15 protein-coding genes and 1 pseudogene are annotated in these 20105 nt (G+C 73.8%); 9 read left to right on the top strand and 7 right to left on the bottom strand.

Annotated features, from left to right (window positions below; genetic code table 11):
- Positions 1 to 10: 10 nt before the first annotated feature.
- Both ACFV18_RS00360 and ACFV18_RS00355 read left to right on the top strand, forming a co-directional pair.
- A complete protein-coding gene (locus ACFV18_RS00360; protein ID WP_380477925.1) occupies positions 11 to 1879 on the top strand; it encodes an HSP90 family protein in 1869 nt (622 codons plus the stop codon).
- Positions 1879 to 4800: a hypothetical protein gene (locus ACFV18_RS00355; protein WP_380477924.1), complete on the top strand. Its 2922-nt coding sequence runs from the start codon at positions 1879 to 1881 to the stop codon at positions 4798 to 4800. The genes ACFV18_RS00360 and ACFV18_RS00355 overlap by 1 nt, the downstream gene beginning before the upstream one ends.
- 58 nt (positions 4801 to 4858) lie before the next feature.
- Here ACFV18_RS00355 and pgm read toward each other — a convergent pair whose 3' ends face one another.
- Together pgm and ACFV18_RS00345 are read right to left on the bottom strand one after the other, a co-directional pair.
- On the bottom strand, positions 4859 to 6502 hold the full coding sequence (pgm, locus tag ACFV18_RS00350) for a phosphoglucomutase (alpha-D-glucose-1,6-bisphosphate-dependent) (protein WP_380477923.1): 1644 nt from the start codon (positions 6500 to 6502) through the stop codon (positions 4859 to 4861).
- Between the two features lie 102 nt (positions 6503 to 6604).
- Complete coding sequence (locus ACFV18_RS00345) at positions 6605 to 7390, bottom strand: LysR family substrate-binding domain-containing protein (RefSeq protein WP_380477922.1); 786 nt, start codon at positions 7388 to 7390, stop codon at positions 6605 to 6607.
- Between the two features lie 58 nt (positions 7391 to 7448).
- Between ACFV18_RS00345 and ACFV18_RS00340 the strand changes: the two genes are divergently transcribed.
- The gene (locus ACFV18_RS00340; protein ID WP_380477921.1) at positions 7449 to 7838 is read left to right on the top strand and encodes a DUF5997 family protein; all 390 of its coding nucleotides are present in this window, start codon (positions 7449 to 7451) and stop codon (positions 7836 to 7838) included.
- Positions 7839 to 7895: 57 nt separating this feature from the next.
- On the opposite strand, the gene ACFV18_RS00335 is transcribed toward ACFV18_RS00340, so the two are convergent.
- Positions 7896 to 8807, bottom strand: coding sequence for a hypothetical protein (locus tag ACFV18_RS00335; RefSeq protein WP_380477920.1), 912 nt, complete (start codon positions 8805 to 8807; stop codon positions 7896 to 7898).
- A gap of 174 nt (positions 8808 to 8981) precedes the next feature.
- Between ACFV18_RS00335 and galT the strand changes: the two genes are divergently transcribed.
- Positions 8982 to 10064, top strand: coding sequence for a galactose-1-phosphate uridylyltransferase (galT, locus tag ACFV18_RS00330; protein ID WP_380477919.1), 1083 nt, complete (start codon positions 8982 to 8984; stop codon positions 10062 to 10064).
- 83 nt (positions 10065 to 10147) lie between these two features.
- On the opposite strand, the gene galK is transcribed toward galT, so the two are convergent.
- Positions 10148 to 11317: a galactokinase gene (gene galK / locus ACFV18_RS00325; RefSeq protein ID WP_380477918.1), complete on the bottom strand. Its 1170-nt coding sequence runs from the start codon at positions 11315 to 11317 to the stop codon at positions 10148 to 10150.
- Between the two features lie 138 nt (positions 11318 to 11455).
- Between galK and ACFV18_RS00320 the strand changes: the two genes are divergently transcribed.
- From ACFV18_RS00320 to ACFV18_RS00305, 4 genes are all read left to right on the top strand, one after another.
- Positions 11456 to 12238, top strand: coding sequence for a DeoR/GlpR family DNA-binding transcription regulator (locus tag ACFV18_RS00320; RefSeq protein WP_380477917.1), 783 nt, complete (start codon positions 11456 to 11458; stop codon positions 12236 to 12238).
- Between the two features lie 82 nt (positions 12239 to 12320).
- Positions 12321 to 12848: a hypothetical protein gene (locus tag ACFV18_RS00315; RefSeq protein ID WP_380477916.1), complete on the top strand. Its 528-nt coding sequence runs from the start codon at positions 12321 to 12323 to the stop codon at positions 12846 to 12848.
- A gap of 279 nt (positions 12849 to 13127) precedes the next feature.
- Positions 13128 to 14396: a sensor histidine kinase gene (locus ACFV18_RS00310; RefSeq protein ID WP_380477915.1), complete on the top strand. Its 1269-nt coding sequence runs from the start codon at positions 13128 to 13130 to the stop codon at positions 14394 to 14396.
- The gene (locus ACFV18_RS00305) at positions 14381 to 15052 is read left to right on the top strand and encodes a response regulator (protein ID WP_380477914.1); all 672 of its coding nucleotides are present in this window, start codon (positions 14381 to 14383) and stop codon (positions 15050 to 15052) included. Before ACFV18_RS00310 ends, ACFV18_RS00305 begins: the two co-directional genes overlap by 16 nt.
- Positions 15053 to 15094: 42 nt before the next feature.
- On the opposite strand, the gene ACFV18_RS00300 is transcribed toward ACFV18_RS00305, so the two are convergent.
- Both ACFV18_RS00300 and ACFV18_RS00295 read right to left on the bottom strand, forming a co-directional pair.
- The gene (locus ACFV18_RS00300) at positions 15095 to 15400 is read right to left on the bottom strand and encodes a hypothetical protein (RefSeq protein WP_380477913.1); all 306 of its coding nucleotides are present in this window, start codon (positions 15398 to 15400) and stop codon (positions 15095 to 15097) included.
- Between the two features lie 506 nt (positions 15401 to 15906).
- Positions 15907 to 16452, bottom strand: a pseudogene (locus ACFV18_RS00295) (response regulator); the annotation flags it as partial.
- Between the two features lie 1133 nt (positions 16453 to 17585).
- On the opposite strand from ACFV18_RS00295, the gene ACFV18_RS00290 reads away from it, so the two are divergent.
- Complete coding sequence (locus ACFV18_RS00290; RefSeq protein ID WP_380477912.1) at positions 17586 to 19121, top strand: alpha/beta hydrolase family protein; 1536 nt, start codon at positions 17586 to 17588, stop codon at positions 19119 to 19121.
- 104 nt (positions 19122 to 19225) lie between these two features.
- On the opposite strand, the gene ACFV18_RS00285 is transcribed toward ACFV18_RS00290, so the two are convergent.
- On the bottom strand, positions 19226 to 19861 hold the full coding sequence (locus ACFV18_RS00285) for a GPP34 family phosphoprotein (protein WP_380477911.1): 636 nt from the start codon (positions 19859 to 19861) through the stop codon (positions 19226 to 19228).
- Between the last annotated feature and the right edge of the window lie 244 nt (positions 19862 to 20105).

Below are 20105 nucleotides of genomic sequence, written 5' to 3'. Positions count from 1 at the left end.
GACCCGCCCGGTGACCTCGAAGGTGACCCCGAACGACCCCAACGCGCACACCTTCCAGGTGGACCTGCGCGGACTGGTCGACCTGCTCTCCCACCACCTGTACTCCAGCCCGCGGGTCTACCTGCGCGAGCTGCTGCAGAACGCAGTCGACGCGATCACCGCCCGGCAGCAGCTCGACGCGACCGCGCCGGCCACGATCACCGTCACCACCGGCGAGGAGTTCTCGGTGGCCGACACCGGCGTCGGCCTCACCGAGGCCGACGTGCACACCTTCCTCGCCACCATCGGCCGCAGCTCCAAGCGCACCCCGGACGGCGCCCTGGACGCCGGCCAACTCGCGGACGCCCGCCAGGAGTTCATCGGCCAGTTCGGCATCGGCCTGCTGGCCTGCTTCGTGGTCGCCGACGAGATCACCGTCCGCACCCGCTCCGCCCGTACCCCCGACGCCCCGGTGATCGAGTGGCGCGGCCGCTCCGACGGCCGCTACACCATCACCACGCTGCCCGCCGGCGCCCGCCCCGAGCCCGGCACCACCGTCACCCTCACCCCCCGGGCCGACGCCGAGGAATGGACCTCCACCCGGCGGGTCACCGAACTCGCCCGGCACTACGGCAGCCTGCTGCGCCACCAGGTGACGGTGCTGGACGCGGCCGGCCGCAGCACGCGGATCAGCGAGACCCCCGCGCCCTGGGCCCGCCGCCACGACACCCCGGCCGCCCGCCGCGAGGCGCTCACCGCGCACTGCCGCGACACCTTCGACTTCACCCCGCTCGACACCATCGACCTCGACCTGCCGCTGGTCGGCCTCAGCGGCGTCGCCTACGTGCTGCCCGAGGCCGTCCCGCCGTCCCGCCGCGCCGGGCACCGGGTCCACCTCAAGGGCATGCTGCTCTCCGACCAGGCCGACGAACTGCTCCCCGAGTGGGCGTTCTTCGTGCGCTGCGTGGTAGACGCGGAACGGCTGCGCCCCACCGCCTCCCGCGAGGCGCTGTACGCCGACGAGACCCTCGCCGCCGTCCGCGAGGCACTCGGGCTGCGGATCCGCGACTGGCTGACCGGCCTGTCCGCCAGCGACCCGGCGCTGCTGCACCGCTTCCTGTCCGTGCACCACCTGGCCGTCAAGTCGCTGGCCCGGCACGACGACCAACTGCTGCGGATGCTGCTGCCCTGGCTGCCGTTCGAGACCACCGACGGCAACGTCACCCTCGACGAGTTCGCCCGCGCCCACCCCGTCATCCTGGTCACCCGCACCGTCGAGGAGTTCCGCCAGGTCGCCCCGATCGCCGGCGCCGCCGGCCTCGGCGTGGTCAACGGCGGCTACACCTATGACCGCGACCTGGTGCACCGGCTGCCCGAGATCCGCACCGGCACCACCGTCGCCGACCTCGACCCGGCCACCGTCACCGCGCACCTCGACAACGTCGATGCGGCCACCGAACTCGCCGCCGCCGCGTTCCTCGCCACCGCCCGCGAAGTCCTCGGCCGGTTCGACTGCGACGTCGCGCTGCGCACCTTCCACCCCAGCAGCGCCCCCGCCCTGCTGCTCGACGACCGGGAAGCCCGGCACGAACGCACCCGCACCCAACTCGCCGACCAGGCCGACGGGTTGTGGGCCGACATCCTCGGCTCGCTGGGCAGCTCCGCGCCGCGCGCCCAACTCGTCCTGAACCACCTCAACCCACTCGTCCGGCGTGCTGCCGCGATCCGGCACCGCGAACTCGCCACCACCACCGTGGAAGCGCTGTACGGCCAGGCCCTGCTGCTCACCCGGCGCCCGCTCAAGGCCAGCGAATCCGCCCTGCTCAACCGCTCGTTCCTCGCCCTGCTCGACCACGCCATGCTCGGCCACGAGCCCACCACGCCGCACCGGGAGCCGTGATGCTCGACACCATCGACGCCGTCCGCGCCGCCCTGCGCGCCAACGACGAACAGCCGTACGGCCGGCAGCGCACCGTCACCGCCGAGGAACTCGTCGACGCCGCCGAGCAGTTCGACGACCCCGAGCTGCTCGCCTACGCCCTCCTCGACCTGATGGAGGCCTACGAGAACGACGCCGAACGGCGAAAGCTCCCGGTGGTCTTCGCCCGGATCGTCACCCTGCGCAAGAAGCACCCCGAAGGTTTCGACGGCTGGGCCGAACGCGCCACCGACTGGCGCTACAAGTGGGTCGCGAACGCCCTGCGCAGCGTCCCCGAGGTTCCGCTGGAGGCGGTCCGCCGCTGGCACGGCGAACTGCGCGAGCACTACCGCACCGCCGGCCACGACCTGCAGCCCTACTACGGCGAGCAGTACCACCTCGCCGCGCTCGCCGGCGAGGGGGCCGAGAACGCCTTCGAGCTGTGGGCGGCCCGCCCGCGCTCCGCGTTCAGCGACTGCAAGGCCTGCGAACTGCGCGCCCAGGCACGGCACTTCGTCCGCCTCGGCGAGGACGCGCGGGCGCTGACGATCTGGCAGCCGGTGCTCGACGGCGAACACTCCTGCGCCGAGGAGCCGCACGTCAGCCGCGCCCACGTGCTGCTGCCGCTGCTGCGGGCCGGCCGCACCGACGAGGCCCGCTCCGCCCACCTGGCCGGCTACCGGTGGGCCCGCGGCCGCTCCCGCGCCGCCGAGGAGATCGGCCTGCACCTGGAGTTCTGCGCCCTCACCGGCAACGAACCGCGCGGCCTGGAGATCCTCGCCGACAACCGCGACCTGTTCGGCCAGCACGGCGACCCGCTGGCCCGGCTGCACTTCCTCACCGGCGCCCAGCAGTTGCTCGCCCGGCTCGCCGCCACCGGCCACGGCGACCTGCCGGTGGCCGGCCCGCCCGGCACCAGCTGGACCGCCGGCGCGCTGCTCGCCGAGCTCGGCACCGAGGGCGAGGCGCTCGCCGCCCGCTTCGACGCCCGCCACGGCACCACCGCCGTCGGCGACGCCCGCCGCGAACGCCTCGGCCGCGCCCCGCTGTTCGCCGAACCGCTCGCCCTCGGCCTGCGCGCCGCCACCCCCGCGCCCGCGCCCGCCCCGGCGCAGCCCGCGCGGAGCACCCCCGCCGCCACCGAGACGCTGGCCGAACTCGTCGCCCGCGCCCGCGAGTTGCACGAGCAGCGGCACCCCGAGGCGGTCGCGCTGTGGCGGCGCATCGAGGCCCTCGCCACCGCCGAGGACTACCAGCACCCGGACGACCCCGAGCTCGGGCCGCTCGTCCTGCTGCGCGCCGAGCTCGCCGAACAGCGCGCCCGCCGCGACGGCCTGCGCGACGGCGAACTGGCCGCCCACCTCACCGAGGCCGCCGAGCACTTCGAGCAGGCCGACCGCCCCGCCCAGGCCCTCGGCTGCCGCGCACTGGCGGCGTCCCTGCCCACACCGGACGCCGACGCCGGTGCCGACACCGACGCCGACACCGCGGCGGAACTCGACCGGATCGAGCAGCGGGTCCGCGAACTCGTCGAGGCCGGGGCCACCCGGGCCGAGGACGCCCTGACCACCGTGCTGCACGCCAGGGCCGTCCTCACCATCCGCCAGGACCTGCCGGACACCCACCAGCACGACGCCGACGGCCCCGAGCAGCGCGACCTCACCCGCTCCGAGGCCGCCGTCGCCCGCCTGCGCGAGGAGGCCGTCCGGCAGGGCGACGCGCTGACCGAGATCAGCGCCCACCAACTCCTCGCCCGCGCCTACTTCCTGACCGGCCGCAAGGAGGAGAGCGCCGAGCTGATCCGGCAGGCCGGGCTCCGGGCCGAGGCCGCGGACGTCCCGTGGAAGCTGGTCGGCATCCACGGCTGGCAGGCCGAACTCGCGCTGGACGCCGAGGAGTTGGAGCGCGCCGAGGAACTCGCCCACCATGGGTTGAAGCTCGCCGCCCAGTACGGCGACCGCTCCGCCGTCCCGGCCCGGGTGCAGCTCCTGCTGGCCCGGGTGCACCTCGCCCGCGGCGCATACGACTCCGCCGCCCGCGCCCTCACCGAGGCCGCCGCCCGCCTCGACCACGCCGGGCAGGCCGACGAAGCCGCCTCCGCCCGCGGCCGGCTCGGCCAGGTGCTGGCCGCGGCCGGCCGGTTCGCCGACGCCGCCGCCGTCCTGGAAGCCGTCCGCCTGGAGCCCGGCTTCGCCGACCTCGACGTCCGCGAGCAGATGCACATCCGGCTCAACCTCGCCCGCACCCTGCGCGAACTCGACGAACACCGGGCCTCCGCAGAGGAGTTCCTGCACGTCGCCGAACTCGCCGCCGACCGGGACGACGACCGTGAGGTGCACACCGTGGCCGCCTGCGAGGCCACCGTCGCCCTGGCCCGCACCGGCCAGTGGCCCGCCGCCGACCTCGCCCGGCAGCGTGCCCTCGACAGCCACCGCACCGCACCTCAGGCCGACGCCGTCTTCGACATGCTGCTGCGCCTCGCCCGGCTCACCGCCGACACGCGCGGCCCGGACGGCCAGGACGAGGCCTTCGCCCGGCTCGCCGAGGCCGCCGAACTGGTCGAAGCCGCCCGGCGGGACGGCCCCGCACTGTGCAGCGACAGCCCCGAAGGCACCCTGCACGACACCCGCGCCCGCACCCTGGTCGGCCTCCGGCGCCCCGAGGAGGCCCTCGCCGAGATGGAACTGGCGATCGAGGCGTTCGGCGCCGCCGGCCCCGAGGCCCGGCTCGCCCGCGCCGAATCGATCCGCTACGCGGCCCTGATCGAGGGCACCCGCCTGGACCGCACCCAGGACGCGCTGACCCGGCTGGAGGCGGCCGGCGCCTGGTGCCGCGAGATGGGCGAACCGCAGGCCGCCGAAGTCCTGGAGGGCCTGCACACCCACCTGCGCCGCCAGCACTGACGAGGCGCACGGACGGCCCGCCGGGAGCACCCGGCGGGCCGTCGGCCTTGTCCGTCGGTCAGGGCTTCGCCAGCACCTCGGCCACCAGGGTGCGGGCCTCGTCCTGGACCCGCGCCAGGTGCTCGGCGCCGAGGAAGCTCTCCGCGTAGATCTTGTACACCTCCTCGGTGCCGGACGGGCGGGCCGCGAACCAGGCGTTGTGGGTGCAGACCTTCAGGCCGCCGATCGCCGCTCCGTTGCCCGGGGCGTGCGTGAGGACGGCGCTGATCGGCTCGCCGGCCAGCGTGTCGGCGGTGACCCGGGAGGCGTCGAGCGCCGCCAGGGCGGCCTTCTGCGCGCGGTCGGCAGGGGCGTCCACCCGGGCGTAGACCGGGTCGCCGTGCCGGGCGGTGAGCTCGCGGTGGAGCGCGGAGGGGGTGCGGCCGGTGACGGCGGTGATCTCGGAGGCCAGCAGGGCCAGCAGGATGCCGTCCTTGTCGGTGCTCCACGGGGAGCCGTCGCGGCGCAGGAACGACGCCCCGGCCGACTCCTCACCGCCGAACGCCACCGTCCCGTTCAGCAGCCCGTCCACGAACCACTTGAAGCCGACCGGGACTTCGAGCAGCTCCCGGCCGAGCGCGCCCGCCACCCGGTCGATCATCGAGGAGGACACCAGCGTCTTGCCGACCGTGGCCGCCACCGGCCAGCCCTCGCGGTGCCGGTAGAGATAGTCGATGGCGACGGCCAGGTAGTGGTTCGGGTTCATCAACCCGCCGTCCGGGGTGACGATGCCGTGCCGGTCGGCGTCCGCGTCGTTGCCGGTGGCCAGCGTGAACGCGTCCCGCTTGTCGATCAACGAGGCCATCGCGTACGGGGAGGAGCAGTCCATCCGGATCTTCCCGTCCCAGTCCAGCGTCATGAACCGCCAGGTCGGATCGGTCAACGGGTTGACCACCGTCAGGTCGAGCCGGTGCGTCTCGGCGATCCGCCCCCAGTACGCGACGGACGCGCCGCCCAGCGGGTCCGCGCCGATCCGCACCCCCGCCGCCCGCACCGCGTCCAGGTCGAGGACGGCGGGCAGGTCGTCCACGTACGCGCCCAGGAAGTCGTGGCGCCCGGTGGTGTCGGCCGCCAACGCCCGCGCGTACGGCACCCGTTGGACCTCCTTCAGCCCGGAGGCGAGCAACTCGTTGGCGCGGCGCTCGATCCAGCCGGTGGCGGTCGAATCGGCCGGGCCGCCGTGCGGCGGGTTGTACTTGAACCCGCCGTCGCCGGGCGGATTGTGCGAGGGCGTCACCACGATGCCGTCCGCCGCGGCGGACGGGCGGGCGCGGTTGTGCGCGAGGATCGCGTGCGAGACGGCGGGCGTCGGGGTGTAGCCGTCCGCCGTGTCGAGCAGCACCGTCACGCCGTTCGCCGCCAGCACCTCCAGCGTGGTGACCCGGGCCGGCTCGGACAGCGCGTGGGTGTCGACGCCGAGGAACAGCGGCCCCATGGTGCCCTGTTCGGCCCGGTAGTCGCAGATCGCCTGCGCCGTCGCCGCGATGTGGTCCTCGTTGAACGCCGTCCGCACCGAGGAACCCCGGTGGCCCGAGGTGCCGAACGCCACCCGCTGCCCGACCTCCGCCGGGTCCGGATGCAGCGCGTAATAGGCCGTCACCAGGCGGGGGACGTCGATCAGGTCCTGCGGCTGCGCCGGCTGCCCGGCCCGTGCGTGCACCATGGTGGATTCTCTCCTCGGTCGGTACGGCAAGGATGCCCGCCGACCATCATGCGGGCCACACCGCGCCAACTGCGGGAACGCGCCAGCACACCTGACGGAGGATCAGCGCTTGCGGCCCCGCTTCGCCTGCCCCTGCTGGCCCTTCCGGGGCGCGCCGGCACGCTGCCCCGGCCGGGGCTTCTGCTGCCGACTGCCGGGCTGCGCCTGCGACTTGGCAGGCTTGGCGGCGGGCTTGCCCGCTGCGGGCTGCTTCTTCGCGGGCTCGGTGGCGGCGCGCCCCCGGGAGCTGTTCGCGGTGCGGCCGCGCACGATGCCGATGAACTCCTCGACCAGGTCGGTGGTCGCCGCCTCCGGCCAGGCCAGCGCCACCTGCGACTGCGGGACGTCCGCCAGTACGCGGTAGGTCAGGTCACGCCGGTGGTGCAGCCGGGCCAGCGACTGCGGCACCGCCAGCACGCCGACGTTCGCCGCCACCAGCTCGATCGCGTCGGCGGTGCTCGCGGGACGCTCGAACGCCGGGCGGCCCGGCAGCCCCTGCGGCCACTCCAGCACGTCGTCCTGCGGGTGGAAGACGATCTCCTCCGCGAGGTCCGCGACCGACACCTCCTCGGCGGCGGCCAGCCAGTGGTCCTTCGGGAACACCACCACGGTGGTCTCGGTGTACAGCGGGATCGCGCTCAGCACCGTCCGGTCCACCGGCAGCCGCACCAGGCCCGCGTCCGCGCCGCCCGACAGCAGCAGCTCGTGCCCGGCGACGGGCGTGGACTGCACCAGTTCCAGCGGGACGTCGGGCAGCCGCTCACCCCACACCCGCAGCCACTTGGTCGGCGTCACCCCGGGCACGTACACCAGGCGGAAGGAAGAGGAAGGCTGCTCGATCTCGGTCACACCGTCCAGGCTACCCACCGTGACCTGGGCAGGTGCGCACTCCCTATACCCTTGGACCATGACTACGCCCAAGCCCAAGAGCTCCCAGACCATGAAGCCCGCGACTGCGGCCAAGAAGCTGGGGATCTACCTGGCGGCGACCCCCGCCGAGTTCCAGGCGGGCGTCGTCACCCGCGACGAGCTCAACGCCATGCAGGCCACCCCGCCGCAGTGGCTCGCCGACCTGCGCCGCAACGGCCCGCACCCGCGCCAGGTGGTCGCCGCCCGCCTCGGCATCTCCGTCACCGGCCTCAACCGGGCCGGGATCACCGAGGCGCTCACCACCGAGCAGATCAACGCCCTCCGCGAGGAGAACCCCGACTGGCTGCAGCGCGAGCGCACCATCCAGGCCGAGGTCCGCAAGGAGGCGCAGCGGATCAAGGACAAGCCGGCGCCGAAGAAGAAGTAATCCCGACATCGACGGCAGTCACGCGCGGGGCGGTCGGACCGCCCCGCGCGTGCTGTGTCAGCTCCCGCTCTTGGCGCCCGCCACGAGCTTGGTGAAGTCCACCGTGTCGCTCTCGCTCGGGGCGGTGGCCGTGACCGCGGTGCCGTAGTCGGAGTAGGTCGCCGTGGTCGTGATCTGACCGGCCTTGCTCTGCATCTGCTCGACCTTCTTCACCAGCAGGTTGTCACCGGTGACCCAGACCTCGATGTGATCGCTGGTGATCCCGGCGGCGGCGAACTGCTTCTGGAGCGCGTCCACCTGCTCCTGGGTGAGCCCCTTGGTGGTGCCCTGAGCGATCTCGGACGCCGAGAGGTCACCGGTGTACTTGGTGACCTGCACGCCGTTCAGGCTCTCCGTCCCGGCCTTGCCGACCTTTCCGGAGGCGATCAGGGCCCGTACCGAGGCGACCGGGTCGGAGCTCTGCAACTGGCTCTTGAGGCTGTCGCCGGCCGCGCCCATCAGCCGGGCGAGGTCCGCGTAGTTGTACTTGATCCAGTGGGCGCCGCCGAGCTGAGCGGCCATCGCCGAGCCCATGTTGATGTACATGGCGTCGCTGAGGTAGCGCGCGGTGAAGGTGCCGTCGCTGCCGGCCTTGGCGAGGTTCTGGGCCATCTGCCCGCCCATGGTGCCGGCCAGCTCACCCTGGAGGCCGTGCTCCCAGGAGATCGCGCCCTTCACGGTGGTGGCCTTGCCGGTGCCGACCTGCATGGTGACCTCGGACTTCGCGGACTTGGCCGCGGTGGTCTTCTCGCCCACCAGCGCGAGCGCCGCGGCGGGCGCCAGCTCGGGGGCCGAGGAGGTGCCCTTGTCGGCGGAGTTGCCGGCCTTGTTGACGGTGTTGCCGTCGGCGTCCTTGTTTCCGCAGCCGGTCGCGGTCAGTGCGAGCACGACGGCGGTGGCGGCGAGGAAGGTACGTCCGGTCCTGAACATTCTGGTTCTCCCCCTGGAAACGGGCCCATGCCGTTCCCATTCGTTCGGGCGGACTCTAGCGGACGGCACAGACAGGCCCGCAGTGGGTCTCCCGGCCGCCCACGAATGTTGCATTGCGGTGCTTCATGTTCGAAGATGTTTGATGTGATGCTCGAACCTCGAGGGAGCGCCGCCGTGCACAAGACGGTGACCAAGCTGGCCGACGGCCGCGAACTGATCTACTACGACACCGAGCCCGCCGTGCGCGACGCGGTCGACGCACGGCCCCTGGCCCCGGCGGCCAGTGCCTCCGAGGTCCGCATCGACCCGTTCACCGGCGACGCGGTCACCATCGCCGCACACCGACAGGGCCGCACCTACCACCCGCCGGCCGACGAGTGCCCGCTGTGCCCCTCGCGGGACGGCCGGCTCAGCGAAGTCCCCGCCGCGGACTACCAGGTGGCGGTGTTCGAGAACCGCTTCCCGTCGCTGGCCGGCTCCTCCGCCGAACTCGTCACCCCCTGGTCGGACGGGCCGTACACGCTCACGCCCGGCACCGGACGGTGCGAGGTGGTGTGCTTCACCCCCGACCACGGCGCGTCCTTCGCCGACCTGACGGAGCGGCAGGCCCGCCTGGTCCTGGACACCTGGACCGACCGCACCGCCGAACTGCACACCCGCCCCGACGTCCGCCAGGTCTACTGCTTCGAGAACCGCGGCGCGGACATCGGCGTCACCCTCGGCCACCCGCACGGCCAGATCTACGCCCTCCCGTTCACCACGCCCCGCACCACGCAGGCCCTCGCCAAGGTCACCGACCACCAGCGGGCCACCGGCCGCAACCTGTACGACGACGTCCTCGCCGCCGAACGGGCCACCCTCGGCCACCCCGACTCCCGGGTGGTGCTGGCCGGCGAGCACTGGACGGCGTTCGTCCCGTTCGCCGCCCGCTGGCCCTACGAGGTGCACCTGTACCCCAACCGCCGGGTCGCCGACCTCACCCAACTCGACGAGCCGGCCCGCGCCGAGTTCCCCCGGCTCCACCTCGACCTGCTGCGCCGCTTCGACCGGCTGTTCCCCGAGCCGGCCCCCTACATCGCCGCCTGGCACCAGGCGCCGCGCCCCGCCGAGGCCGAACTCGCCCTGCACCTGGAGCTGTTCACCATCCGACGGACGGCCGGCAAGCTCAAGTACCTGGCCGGCACCGAGTCCGGCATGGGCGCGTTCATGAACGACATCCGCCCCGAGACCGCCGCCCGCACGCTGCGCGAGCTGTAGCCACCGGGGTTCCTCGGCGTTCCTCAGCGTTCCTCAGCGCGAAGCCCCGCCCAGGGAAGGGGCGGGGCTCCGTGCTTCCCTGCCTACTTGATGCGGTGGGCACCCTGCGAGGGAACGGCCGGGAACACGTACGGGGCGGCGAACCCGGCCTCGGCGAACGCGGCGCACACGGCCCGCTCGACGGCGCCCAGCCGGTCGGTGTCGACCAGGGCCAGCACCGAACCGCCGAAGCCGCCGCCCATCATCCGGGCGCCCAGCGCGCCGGCCGCGTTCGCGGCGGACACCGCCAGGTCGGTCTCCGGGCAGGACACCCGGTAATCGTCGCGCAGTGAGGCGTGCCCGGCGGTCAGCACCGGGCCGAGCGCCCGCGGCTCGCCCGCGTCCAGCAGCCGGATGGTGTCCAGCACCCGCTGGTCCTCCGTCACCACGTGCCGCACCAGCGGCCGCAGTTCGGCCGGCAGCTTCTCCTCGGCCGCCGCCAGCTCCTCGATGCCCAGGTCGCGCAGTGCCCGCACGCCCAGCAGCTCGGCCGCCCGCTCGCAGCCCGCCCGCAGCGCGGCGTACGCGCCGTCCCCCAGGTCGTGCTTGACCCGGGTGTCGATCACCAGCAGCGACAGGCCCACGGCGGGCAGGTCGAGCGGCACCTGGCGGCCGGTCAGCGTGCGGGTGTCCAGAAAGAACGCGTGCCCGGCGACGCAGCAACTGGACGCCATCTGGTCGAGCGCGCCGCACGGCACACCCACGAAGTCGTTCTCGGCGCGCTGCGCGAGCAGCGCCCGGGCCGGGGCGTCCAGGCCGAGACCGAACAGCTCGTCCAGGGCGATCGCCGTGGCGCACTCCAGCGCGGCCGAGGAGGACAGGCCCGCGCCGGTCGGCACGTCCGAGGTGAACGCCAGGTCCGCGCCGCCCACCGGGTGACCGGCCTGCGCCAGCGCCCAGAACACGCCCGCCGGGTACGCCGCCCAGCCCGGCACCGCGCCCGGCGCGAGCCCGTCGAGGGCCAGCTCGGTGACCTTCCCGTCGCCCTGCACGCTGGTCAGCCGGATCCGGCCGTCGGTACGGCGCCGGGCCGCGACCCGGGTGGTGTGCGGGAGCGCCGCCGGCAGCACGAACCCCTCGTTGTAGTCGGTGTGTTCACCGATCACATTGATCCGGCCGGGCGCGGCCCACACGCCGTCGGGGGCGTCACCGTAGGCGGCGGCGAAGGCTTCGGTGGTGTCGGTTGCGCTGGTGGCGGCGGCGTCGGTGGTCATCGGGCACTCCAGCGGGTGATCACGACATAGGGGATACTCGGCGATACTCAACACATTCAAACACACAGCACCAGAGCCGAACAGTGTCGAACCCGTCGACTATGCTGGCGGCTCCCCAACACCCCGGCGGAGGACCGAGTGACCGACGGCGCACTGCTCGCCGCCCAGCGACGGGCGCTGATCCTCGACCAGGTACGCCGGAACGGAGCCGTCAAGGTCGCCGAACTGGTCGACCGGCTCGGCGTCTCCGACATGACCGTCCGCCGCGACCTCGACGCCCTTGCCCGCACCGGCGCCGTCCGCAAGGTCTACGGCGGCGCCGTCGCCCGCACCGCCACGGCGGAGGAACCGGCCTTCGAGGCCAAGTCCGGGCTGGAGACCGACACCAAGGCCGCGCTCGCCGAAGCCGCCGCCGCCCAGGTCCGGCCCGGCAGCGTGGTCGCCATCTCGGCCGGCACCACCACCTACGCCGTCGCCGCCCGCCTGCTCGACGTCCCCGGCCTCACCGTCGTCACCAACTCCCTCCCCGTCGCCGAACTCCTGCGCACCCACACCGCCGAGGACGGCCCCGACCTCCTGCTCACCGGCGGCGCCCCCACCCGCTCCGCCGCGCTGGTCGGCCCGCTCGCCGACCAGGCGATCCGCTCCCTGCACGTCGACCTCCTCATCATCGGCGCCCACGGCGTCAGCGAACACGCCGGCCTCACCACCCCCAACCTCGCCGAGGCCCAGACCAACCGCGCCCTCATCGCCTCCGCCCACCGCACCGTCGCCGTCGCCGACCACACCAAATGGGGCATCGTCGGCCTCAGCAGCTTCGCCGCCCTCACCGACCTCGACTGCTTCATCACCGACCACGAGATCCCGGCGGACGCCCGCACCGCCCTCACCGAATCCTGCGGCGAACTCGTGATCGTCTGAGCAGCCCCAAGGGCACCGGCAGTTGACGCTCCGACGCGGCGGGGGCTTCGGCTCCGCAGACCCGGGTGATCAAATCGTTGCCATGGGGGACGAACGAAAGTACTACGGGCCGCTGGAAGTTCTCGACGGACGCTGGGCAGTGGGGGACTCCACGCTGCTGAGTGGCCGCTGGGTGGAGCTCCGGGCGGACGGCATGGTGCCGCACACCGGTGACATCGAGGGCGAGCTGATCCGCTGGTCCAGCGTGATGGACGGGATCGGCATCCACATCGGGCGCTTCGCGCGAGGAAGCAGGTTCGAGGCCGGCTTCGGGCTCGACAGCCTGTGGCCCTCCAAGCGGCCCGGCATCGGCTACCTCTACCTGACCCTCCGCCACCCGTACGAGGACCGCAAGCTGACCTTCGACCGGCACCCGCACTATTACCCGGCCCAAGAGGTGCTGCTGACCGTCGAGTTGATGACCTCGACCGTCGCCGCCGGCAACGCCCAGCTCCTCGGCGACCCGGAGTGGCTCGCCCGGGCGGTCGACCGCCTCTCCCGCATCACGCACTGGCCCGCCTTCCACCAGCCGGCGGCCGTGCTGAAGGAGGCGCTGGCGGGCGAGGACTGACCGCAGGCGGCACGCCCGAGCGCGCGGGCCAACGTGCGGACGGACGTGCGGACCCGGGGGCCGGGGCGGCGGCGGGCCGTGATCCAATACGGGGCACGGGCCTCGACAGCCGCCGCCGGCAACGCCCGGCGCCGCGGCGACCTCGCAGCAGCCGGCCGCCCGTCCCGCCTCACGCACCGGCCCGCCCTCCGGCAGCCGGAGACCGCGCTGCGGGAGGCGCCGGCGGGCGAGGACCGACCGCTTGCGGCATGCCCGAGCACGAAAGGGGGCGGTGGGCGGATGGACATCGCGGTGTGGGCGGCCGTGCGGCGGCGGCCGCTGCGGTTCCTGGTGTCCGGATGGCCCTGGCGGGCCTGGGCGTTGCTGGTGAGCGGCGCGGTGCAGGGCGTACTGGTGCTGCTGGTGCTGGCCGTCGGCGTGCTGGCGGGCGTCGCCCTGTCGGGGCTCGGGGTCGGGCTGGTGATCCTCGCCGCGACAGCCGTTCTCGGGGTGCCGGTCGGGGCGCTGGAACGCCACCGCCTGCGCCTGGTCGAGCCCGTTCAACTCGCCGATCCGCACCGGACGGTGACCCGGCGATGGATCCGCACCCGGCTGCGCGAGCGGGCCACGTGGCGCGAACTCGGCTACACCGCCCTGCAGTCGACGGTGTTCACCGCCGTCGGCCTGGTGTTCGCGGCGGGAATCGGATTCGGCCTGCTCCTGCTGTCCGCGCCGGTGTTCATCTGGGTGGTCAGCCCGGACACCGTCATGCTGCTGCCCGGACGTGCGGTGTCCGGTCCGCTCGACGGGCTCGTGGCGAGCGGCGTCGGCCTGCTCGGCCTGGTGATCGCGGCGTACAGCGGTGCGCTGGTGGCCGGTGCGCAAGTCAGGCTCGCCCGGCTGCTGTTGACCGTCCGCGACGAGGACCTCGGCGCGCAGGTGGTCGAACTCACCCGCTCCCGGGCCCGGTTGGCGGACGCCTTCGAGGCCGAGCGGCGCCGCATCGAACGTGACCTGCACGACGGCGCGCAGCAGCAACTCGTCGCCCTCGGCATGACGTTGGGCCTCGCCGAACTCGAACTGCGCGGCCAGGACAGCCCCGCCGCCGCGCTCGTCACCCGGGCCCGCGGCGAGGCGCGGCTCGCCCTCGACCAGCTCCGCACCCTGGTCCGGGGCATCCACCCGCAGGTGCTCACCGACCACGGACTCCCGGCCGCCGTCGCCGAGTTGGCGCTGCGCCACCCGGTACCGGTGCTGGTCGATCTGGACCTGCCGTACCGGCTGCCCGGGCCGGTGGAGAGCGCCGCGTACTTCACCGTCACCGAGGCGCTCACCAACGCCGCCAAGCACAGCGACGCCGACGAGATCACCGTCCACGGCGCGCTCGACGGTGACACCCTGGTGCTGACCGTCACCGACAACGGCCGCGGCGGTGCCGACCCCGCCACCGGCGCCGGCCTGCAGGGCCTCGCCGACCGGGTGGCCATCCTGAGAGGACGCCTCACCGTGACCAGCCCCACCGGAGGGCCGACCCGCCTGCGCCTGGAGGTCCCGTGCTCCGGATCGTGATCGCCGAGGACGCCGTCCTGCTCCGGGCCGGCCTGGTCGAACTCCTCACCCGGCTCGGCCACCAGGTCACCGCCTCCGTCGGCGACGCCGAACAGCTGATCCGGGCCGTCGAGGAGGACCGCCCCGACGTGGTCGTCACCGACGTCCGAATGCCCCCCGAACACCGCGACGAGGGCCTGCGCGCCGCGCTCCACCTGCGCGAACGCCACCCCGGCCTCCCCGTCCTGGTGCTCTCCCAGTACGTCGCCACCGCCTACGCGACCCGCCTGCTCGGCGCGGCCACCGCCGACCGGGGCGGCCTCGGCTACCTGCTCAAGGACCGCGTCATGGACGTCGCCGACTTCACCGACGCCCTCGAACGCGTCGCCGCCGGCCAAACCGTCATCGACCCCGAAGTCGTCCGCATCCTTCTCGCCCACCGCACCGCCGACGACCCCCTGCGCCGCCTCACTCCCCGCGAACACGAAGTCCTCGCCCTGATGGCCGAAGGCTTCAACAACCAGACCATCGCCCACCGCCTCACCGTCACCGAAGCCTCCGTGGTCAAACACGCAGGCAACATCTTCACCAAACTCGACCTCAACCCCACCGACGGCAACCGCCGCGTCCTCGCCGTCCTCGCCTACCGCGACCACGCGGCGGCCGACCCGGCCTGACGCCCTCCGACCGCTCCAGCACCCGGCTCACCTGCGTGCCGGTCATTCGAGGGCGGCTGCTCGTTCGTCCAGCTCCTCGACTCCGCGCGCATCCCGGAGCCGGTAGAGGCGGGCTCGCATGTCGTGGACGGCGTCTTGGATCTTGATCGAGCGGATGCCGTCCGAGCAGTCGAGGAAGTCGTTCCAGGAAGCGATGGCGCCGTCCACGTCATCCTGGCGGAGCCGGACGGCTCCGAGGTCGGCCAGGACGATGGCGCGGGTGCGGCGTCGGTCGAGGCCGTGGATGTCGAGCGCGTGGTGGAGCTGGTCCTGTGCGCTCGCCGAGTCGCCGAGCCGGGCCAGGATCATGCCGGCCTCGTGCGCCCAGCGGCCGATGCTGTAGTGCGAGGCCCACGAGTCGCCGGGGGCGCCGGTCGCGCGCTCGATGGCTGTCTGCGAGGCGGCCAGGGAGCGGGTGGCGGTGGGCCTGTCGCCGTCCAGCGCTGCGGCGTTGGCCAGGGTGGCCTGGTAGTGAACTGCTGCCCGCCACTCTGGCCCCCGACCGGCTCGCCGGGCTCCTTGAGACCAGCACTCGCCCCGCTGACCGCCTGGTCATGGCCCTGGCCGCCCTCCACGCAACCAACGGCACCGACCTGCGCAACCTCACCCTCTCCGACGTTCTGCTCGCCCGCCGACAGAATCTGATCCGCCGCGCGCACGGCCGCCACATCGTCCACCTCGATGACACCACGACCACACTGCTGCACGCCTGGCTGCGCTACCGGCACCGACGGTGGCCACGCACCGCTGCCGATGCCCGCCGATGTAACCGCCAGTGGAAGGGTCGGGAGGCTGTCCCGTTGGGGGCGGTGGTGTCAGTTCGGGTGGACGAGGCGGCTGTCGTAGGCGAAGACGACCGCCTGGATCCGGTCGCGGAGTCCGAGTTTCTGCAGGATCCGCCCGAGATGGGCCTTCACGGTTGCCTCTGCGAGGTGCAGGGCGGCCGCGATCTCGGCGTTGGACAGGCCGCTGCCCACCTTGACGAGGACGTCGCGTTCGCGCGTGCAGAGCCGGCTGAGTCGTTCGTCGTGGTGGTCGGTGCGGCTCCCGTGGGGGAGGTGCGGCCGGAGGTCGTCGAGCAGGCGGCGGGTGATCCTTGGGGCGAGAACGGCGTCGCCCGCGGCCACGTTGCGTATCGCGGTGAGGAGTTCCTCGGGCCTGGTGTTCTTCAGCAGGAAGCCGGAGGCTCCGGCGGCGAGTCCGGCGAAGCCGTATTCGTCGAGGTCGAAGGTGGTGAGGATCAGTACCTTGCTCCTGGGGGAGATGTGGGTGAGCCGGCGGGTCGCCTCGATGCCGTCGGTCCCGGGCATCCGGACGTCCATCAGGACGACGTCGGGGCGCAGTTCCCGGGTGAGGCGTATCGGGTGACCGGTGCTGCGTTTGGACGGCGGCGTCGGTGAGGGCGACCATGACGGACAGGTTGTGGGTGACGATGTCGTGCATCTCCCGGGCGATGCGGGTCCGTTCCTCGGTGACGGCCAGTCGTGCCTGCTGGTCCTGGTGCTGTTCCAGGTGTGCGGCCCGTTCCTCCAGGGCGGCGAGGTAGGCGCGCGCGGTGCGCGCGGTGCGCGCGTTCGTGCCCAGGGCGACGGTGGCGACGACGGTCGCGGTCAGCGCGACGAAGGGGGCCAGGAATGTGTCTTCCGTCGCCCAGCGCAGGCACGCCAGCAGGGCCCCGCCCTCGACGACGGCGCCGGCGACGAGTGTCGCGCGTCCGCCCGCGTGCGCGGCCACCGTGTACAGGGCTGCCAACAGCGCGACGTCCGCGGGCAGTTGGACGTTCGCCAGCCACTGGACGAAGGCTGCGGCTGCGACGGCGCCGAACACCGTGCGTGGGGCCCGCTGCCGCCACAGCAGGGGCAGCGTGAGGGCGATGGTGAGGGCCGCGGCCAGGGGGAGCTCGTGCGGCGCGCGCGTGGCCGCGACATGGAGCAGGAGCAGGGGTATCAGCAGGAGCGGCGTGGGCGGCAGCGCGCGCCGTACGGCGGGCGGCAGCCGCCGGCCGTAGCGCCGGGCGGCTTGTGTCGGTTCCGCCGGCCCCGTCGCCCGCCCGGTGGCGGTGGCGGCGGTGGCGGGGTCAGGGGCCGTGGTCGGCAGCCCGGTTGTCGTCGCCTGCTGTGCGCGGTCCCGGTGGCGTACCGGTGGGCATTGTCGTGCCCTGCGGCAGCCTCCGTCATCGTCACGTCCCTGTCGATGTCCCTTGCCGGTGCGGCGCCGTGGCGGTCCAGGTCCGCAGGCCGGGGCCGCCGCCGCGTACGGCCGGAGCCGGCCGCCAGGGGACAGGACCCACGGCCCCCTGGGTCCCCCCTTGCCGTGATCCGTCCTGCCACGGTAGGTGGCGGGGGCGGCGGCGCACGTCCGTCCGCCGTCGGAGGACACCGCGCCGGAGTACGACCGCAGGAGGAGCCCGGGTACCTTCTGCGGTCGCACAGCGGCCTCCCTTTCGGGGGGTCCGTTTGCGACTGGGGTGGCATGCGCCGGAGACGGCGGGCCGATGTGCCGCCGTGTGCGCCGCTTCGAGGATGGCGGGGTGACCGAGACAATCGCGGGACTGTCCATGTCCCTTCCGGAGTTCCTTGTCGTGCTGGGCGCCGTCGCGCTGCTGGTGGCGCGCTGGCTTCCCCCTGCTGCCCGTCCGCGCGTCACGATCGCGGCGGGGGCGGTGTTCGTGCTGTCCGTGATCGTGCTGGGTGTGGCGGGGATCCGCTGGCAGGTGCTGCCGGTGCTGGCTGGTGGTGCCGTCGCGCTGCCGTTCGCCCTCTCCCCGCTGCTCCGAACGCTCCGGCGGCGTCCCGGCCGGCGGGCGTGGCGGGCGCGGTGGTGGCTGGCGTTGCCGGGGTCGGTGGCCTGCCTCGGCCTGATCGCCGCCGGGCCGGTGGCCGCCTGGGCGTTTCCCGTGCCCGTGTTCCCCACGCCATCGGGCTCCTTCGCCGTCGGCACCCGGGTGATGCAGTGGACCGACCCGAACCGCCCCGAGACCTTCACCGCCGACCCGGACGACCGGCGCACGGTCGTGGTCCAGCTCTGGTACCCCGCGCGGAAGAGCCCTGCGGGCGCGCAGCGGGCCCAGTACCTCGGACGCACGGAGCAGGAGGCGCGCACCGTCTCCGATGCCCTGGCCGGTGCCGTCGGCCTGCCCGGCTTCCTGGTCGACGGCGTACCGCAGGCCCGCACCCACGCGGTCTTCAACGCCCCGGTGGCCGGCGGGGGGGAACGGTTCCCTGTCGTGCTGTTCTCTCCCGGAGCGGGCGGGGTGCGCACCCAGAACACCGCCTGGGCGGAGGAACTGGCCAGCCATGGCTACGTGGTGGCCGGCCTCGACCACCCGTACGACTCCGCGGCGGTCGTCCTGGACGACGGCCGGACCATCCGCGCCGCGACCGCATCCACCGGCGACCGGGACGCGGACGAGGAGCTCGCGGCCGGCTGGACGGCCGTCAGGGCCGCCGACCTCGGCTTCGTCCTCACCCAGCTGGAGGGCCTGGACCGCGGCGCGATCGCCGCCCCGCTGGTCGGAAGTGACCCGTCGACCGGGCGCGACCCGCTGGCCGGACGTCTGGACACCGGCCGGGCCGTGGGGACCGGCCACTCCATGGGCGGTGCCGCCGCCCTGCAGGCAGCCCGGCAGGACCCCCGGTTCGCCGCCGTCATCGACCTGGACGGCTACCCCCACGGCCCCGCCTCCCCGGCCCTCCACCAGCCGGTGCTCGCACTCACCCAGGCCGTCACCCCGAGCACCGACCCGCGATACCTGCCCCGCCTCACCGAGGCCCTCGCATCCAACACCGCGACGAGCTACCGGCTCACCGTCCCCGGCGCCGCCCACCTCACCTTCATGGACGGCCCGCTGTACCTGCCGCCAGTGCCCTCGATCGTGGGCTCCCTCGGCCGCACCGGGAGCCCCCGCGTCGTCGCCGCGACCACGCTCGCCTTCCTGGACGCCACGCTGCGGCACGCGCCCGGCGACCTGGCCGGCGCGCTGTCGGCCTACGGCAGCCTCAGCGTCCACCGCCCGGACGCCCCCCGCTGACCGGCTGCGCCGCCACCGGCCCACCGTCCGGCCTCGGCGTGGCCGGGGCGGGGCCCTGGCGCGGGTGGTCGGGAGCGCCGGCGGCCGGCCTGCCCGGTTCGTGTTCAGCCGACCGCGCCACGCCAGATGTTGTCGAACGCTGCCTTCTCGATGGCGCGACGCCGGCGTACGGCGTCCAGTTCCCGGACCGCGTCGTTGACCGTGGCGAGGACTGCCGCCAAGTCGTCGTCGGTGATGTCGGGCTGCGCGCCCGGCGACAGTGCCGCGATGCCGGCGGCCGCTGCCAGGGTGGTGAGCACGGGCTCGCGCGACATCCAGCGGTCGATCGCCGCACGGCGTCCGGCGGACTCGGGCGGTGCGGGGTCACCGGGCTTCGCCTGGGGCGCTTCCTGTGCTCCGTGTATCCGGTGGAGGCGGGGGTGGCGGATGCTGGGCGGTGTGCCGAGCGCGGTCGCGTAGGCGGCCGCGAGCCCTCGGCCCCGGCGCCACAGCCAGTCCTCGACCGACTCGAACGGCGGCTGTCGGATGACCGCCGCTGCGGCCTCGGCCAGCAGCGCCTCCGTGGCGGGCGCCGGGCCGGCGGGCAGGATCTGGGTGCCGTCCAGTTGGACTGCCCCGGCGTCGAGCAGATCGATCAGCTCGGCGCCGGCGAGTGCGAGTGACAGTTCGCCTTGTTCCGGGGGAGGGCCGGCCCCTGCCTCCAGGGCGACGACCAGCAGGTCCTGCGGTGTGGTGTCCATCGGTGGCCCAACCTTCGAGGGTCGGTGGCGGCGGTGAGCGGTGGCTGCTGCCAGTCTGCCTCGTCGGCGCCGCCGAAGGCCGCGGGCATCGTCGGGTGCAGGACAACCGTGTTGCGAGTGCCCGCGGACATCAGGAACCCGGCGATATCGTCCGGGGCGCCTACACTCGGGCCGCCGGCGAAGACCGGGCGGGGCTGGGAACAGGGCACGAGCGGTGCACCCCACGGGACAGCTACCCTCGCCC

This window comes from Kitasatospora sp. NPDC059673 (assembly GCF_042734215.1).
GTDB lineage: Bacteria > Actinomycetota > Actinomycetes > Streptomycetales > Streptomycetaceae > Kitasatospora.
The sequence above is the reverse complement of the archived record's forward strand: the minus strand, read 5'-3'. Positions and strand labels throughout refer to the sequence as shown.

Excerpts from the sequence above, each read along its gene's own strand:
- ACFV18_RS00285 (WP_380477911.1), bottom strand. The coding sequence starts at position 19,861 with ATGGACACCACACCGCAGGACCTGCTGGTCGTCGCCCTGGAGGCAGGG.
- ACFV18_RS00335 (WP_380477920.1), bottom strand. The coding sequence starts at position 8,807 with ATGTTCAGGACCGGACGTACCTTCCTCGCCGCCACCGCCGTCGTGCTC.
- ACFV18_RS00310 (WP_380477915.1), top strand. The coding sequence starts at position 13,128 with ATGGACATCGCGGTGTGGGCGGCCGTGCGGCGGCGGCCGCTGCGGTTC.
- galK (WP_380477918.1), bottom strand. The coding sequence starts at position 11,317 with ATGACCACCGACGCCGCCGCCACCAGCGCAACCGACACCACCGAAGCC.
- ACFV18_RS00355 (WP_380477924.1), top strand. The coding sequence starts at position 1,879 with ATGCTCGACACCATCGACGCCGTCCGCGCCGCCCTGCGCGCCAACGAC.
- pgm (WP_380477923.1), bottom strand. The coding sequence starts at position 6,502 with ATGGTGCACGCACGGGCCGGGCAGCCGGCGCAGCCGCAGGACCTGATC.
- ACFV18_RS00300 (WP_380477913.1), bottom strand. The coding sequence starts at position 15,400 with ATGATCCTGGCCCGGCTCGGCGACTCGGCGAGCGCACAGGACCAGCTC.
- ACFV18_RS00315 (WP_380477916.1), top strand. The coding sequence starts at position 12,321 with ATGGGGGACGAACGAAAGTACTACGGGCCGCTGGAAGTTCTCGACGGA.
- ACFV18_RS00340 (WP_380477921.1), top strand. The coding sequence starts at position 7,449 with ATGACTACGCCCAAGCCCAAGAGCTCCCAGACCATGAAGCCCGCGACT.
- ACFV18_RS00290 (WP_380477912.1), top strand. The coding sequence starts at position 17,586 with ATGTGCCGCCGTGTGCGCCGCTTCGAGGATGGCGGGGTGACCGAGACA.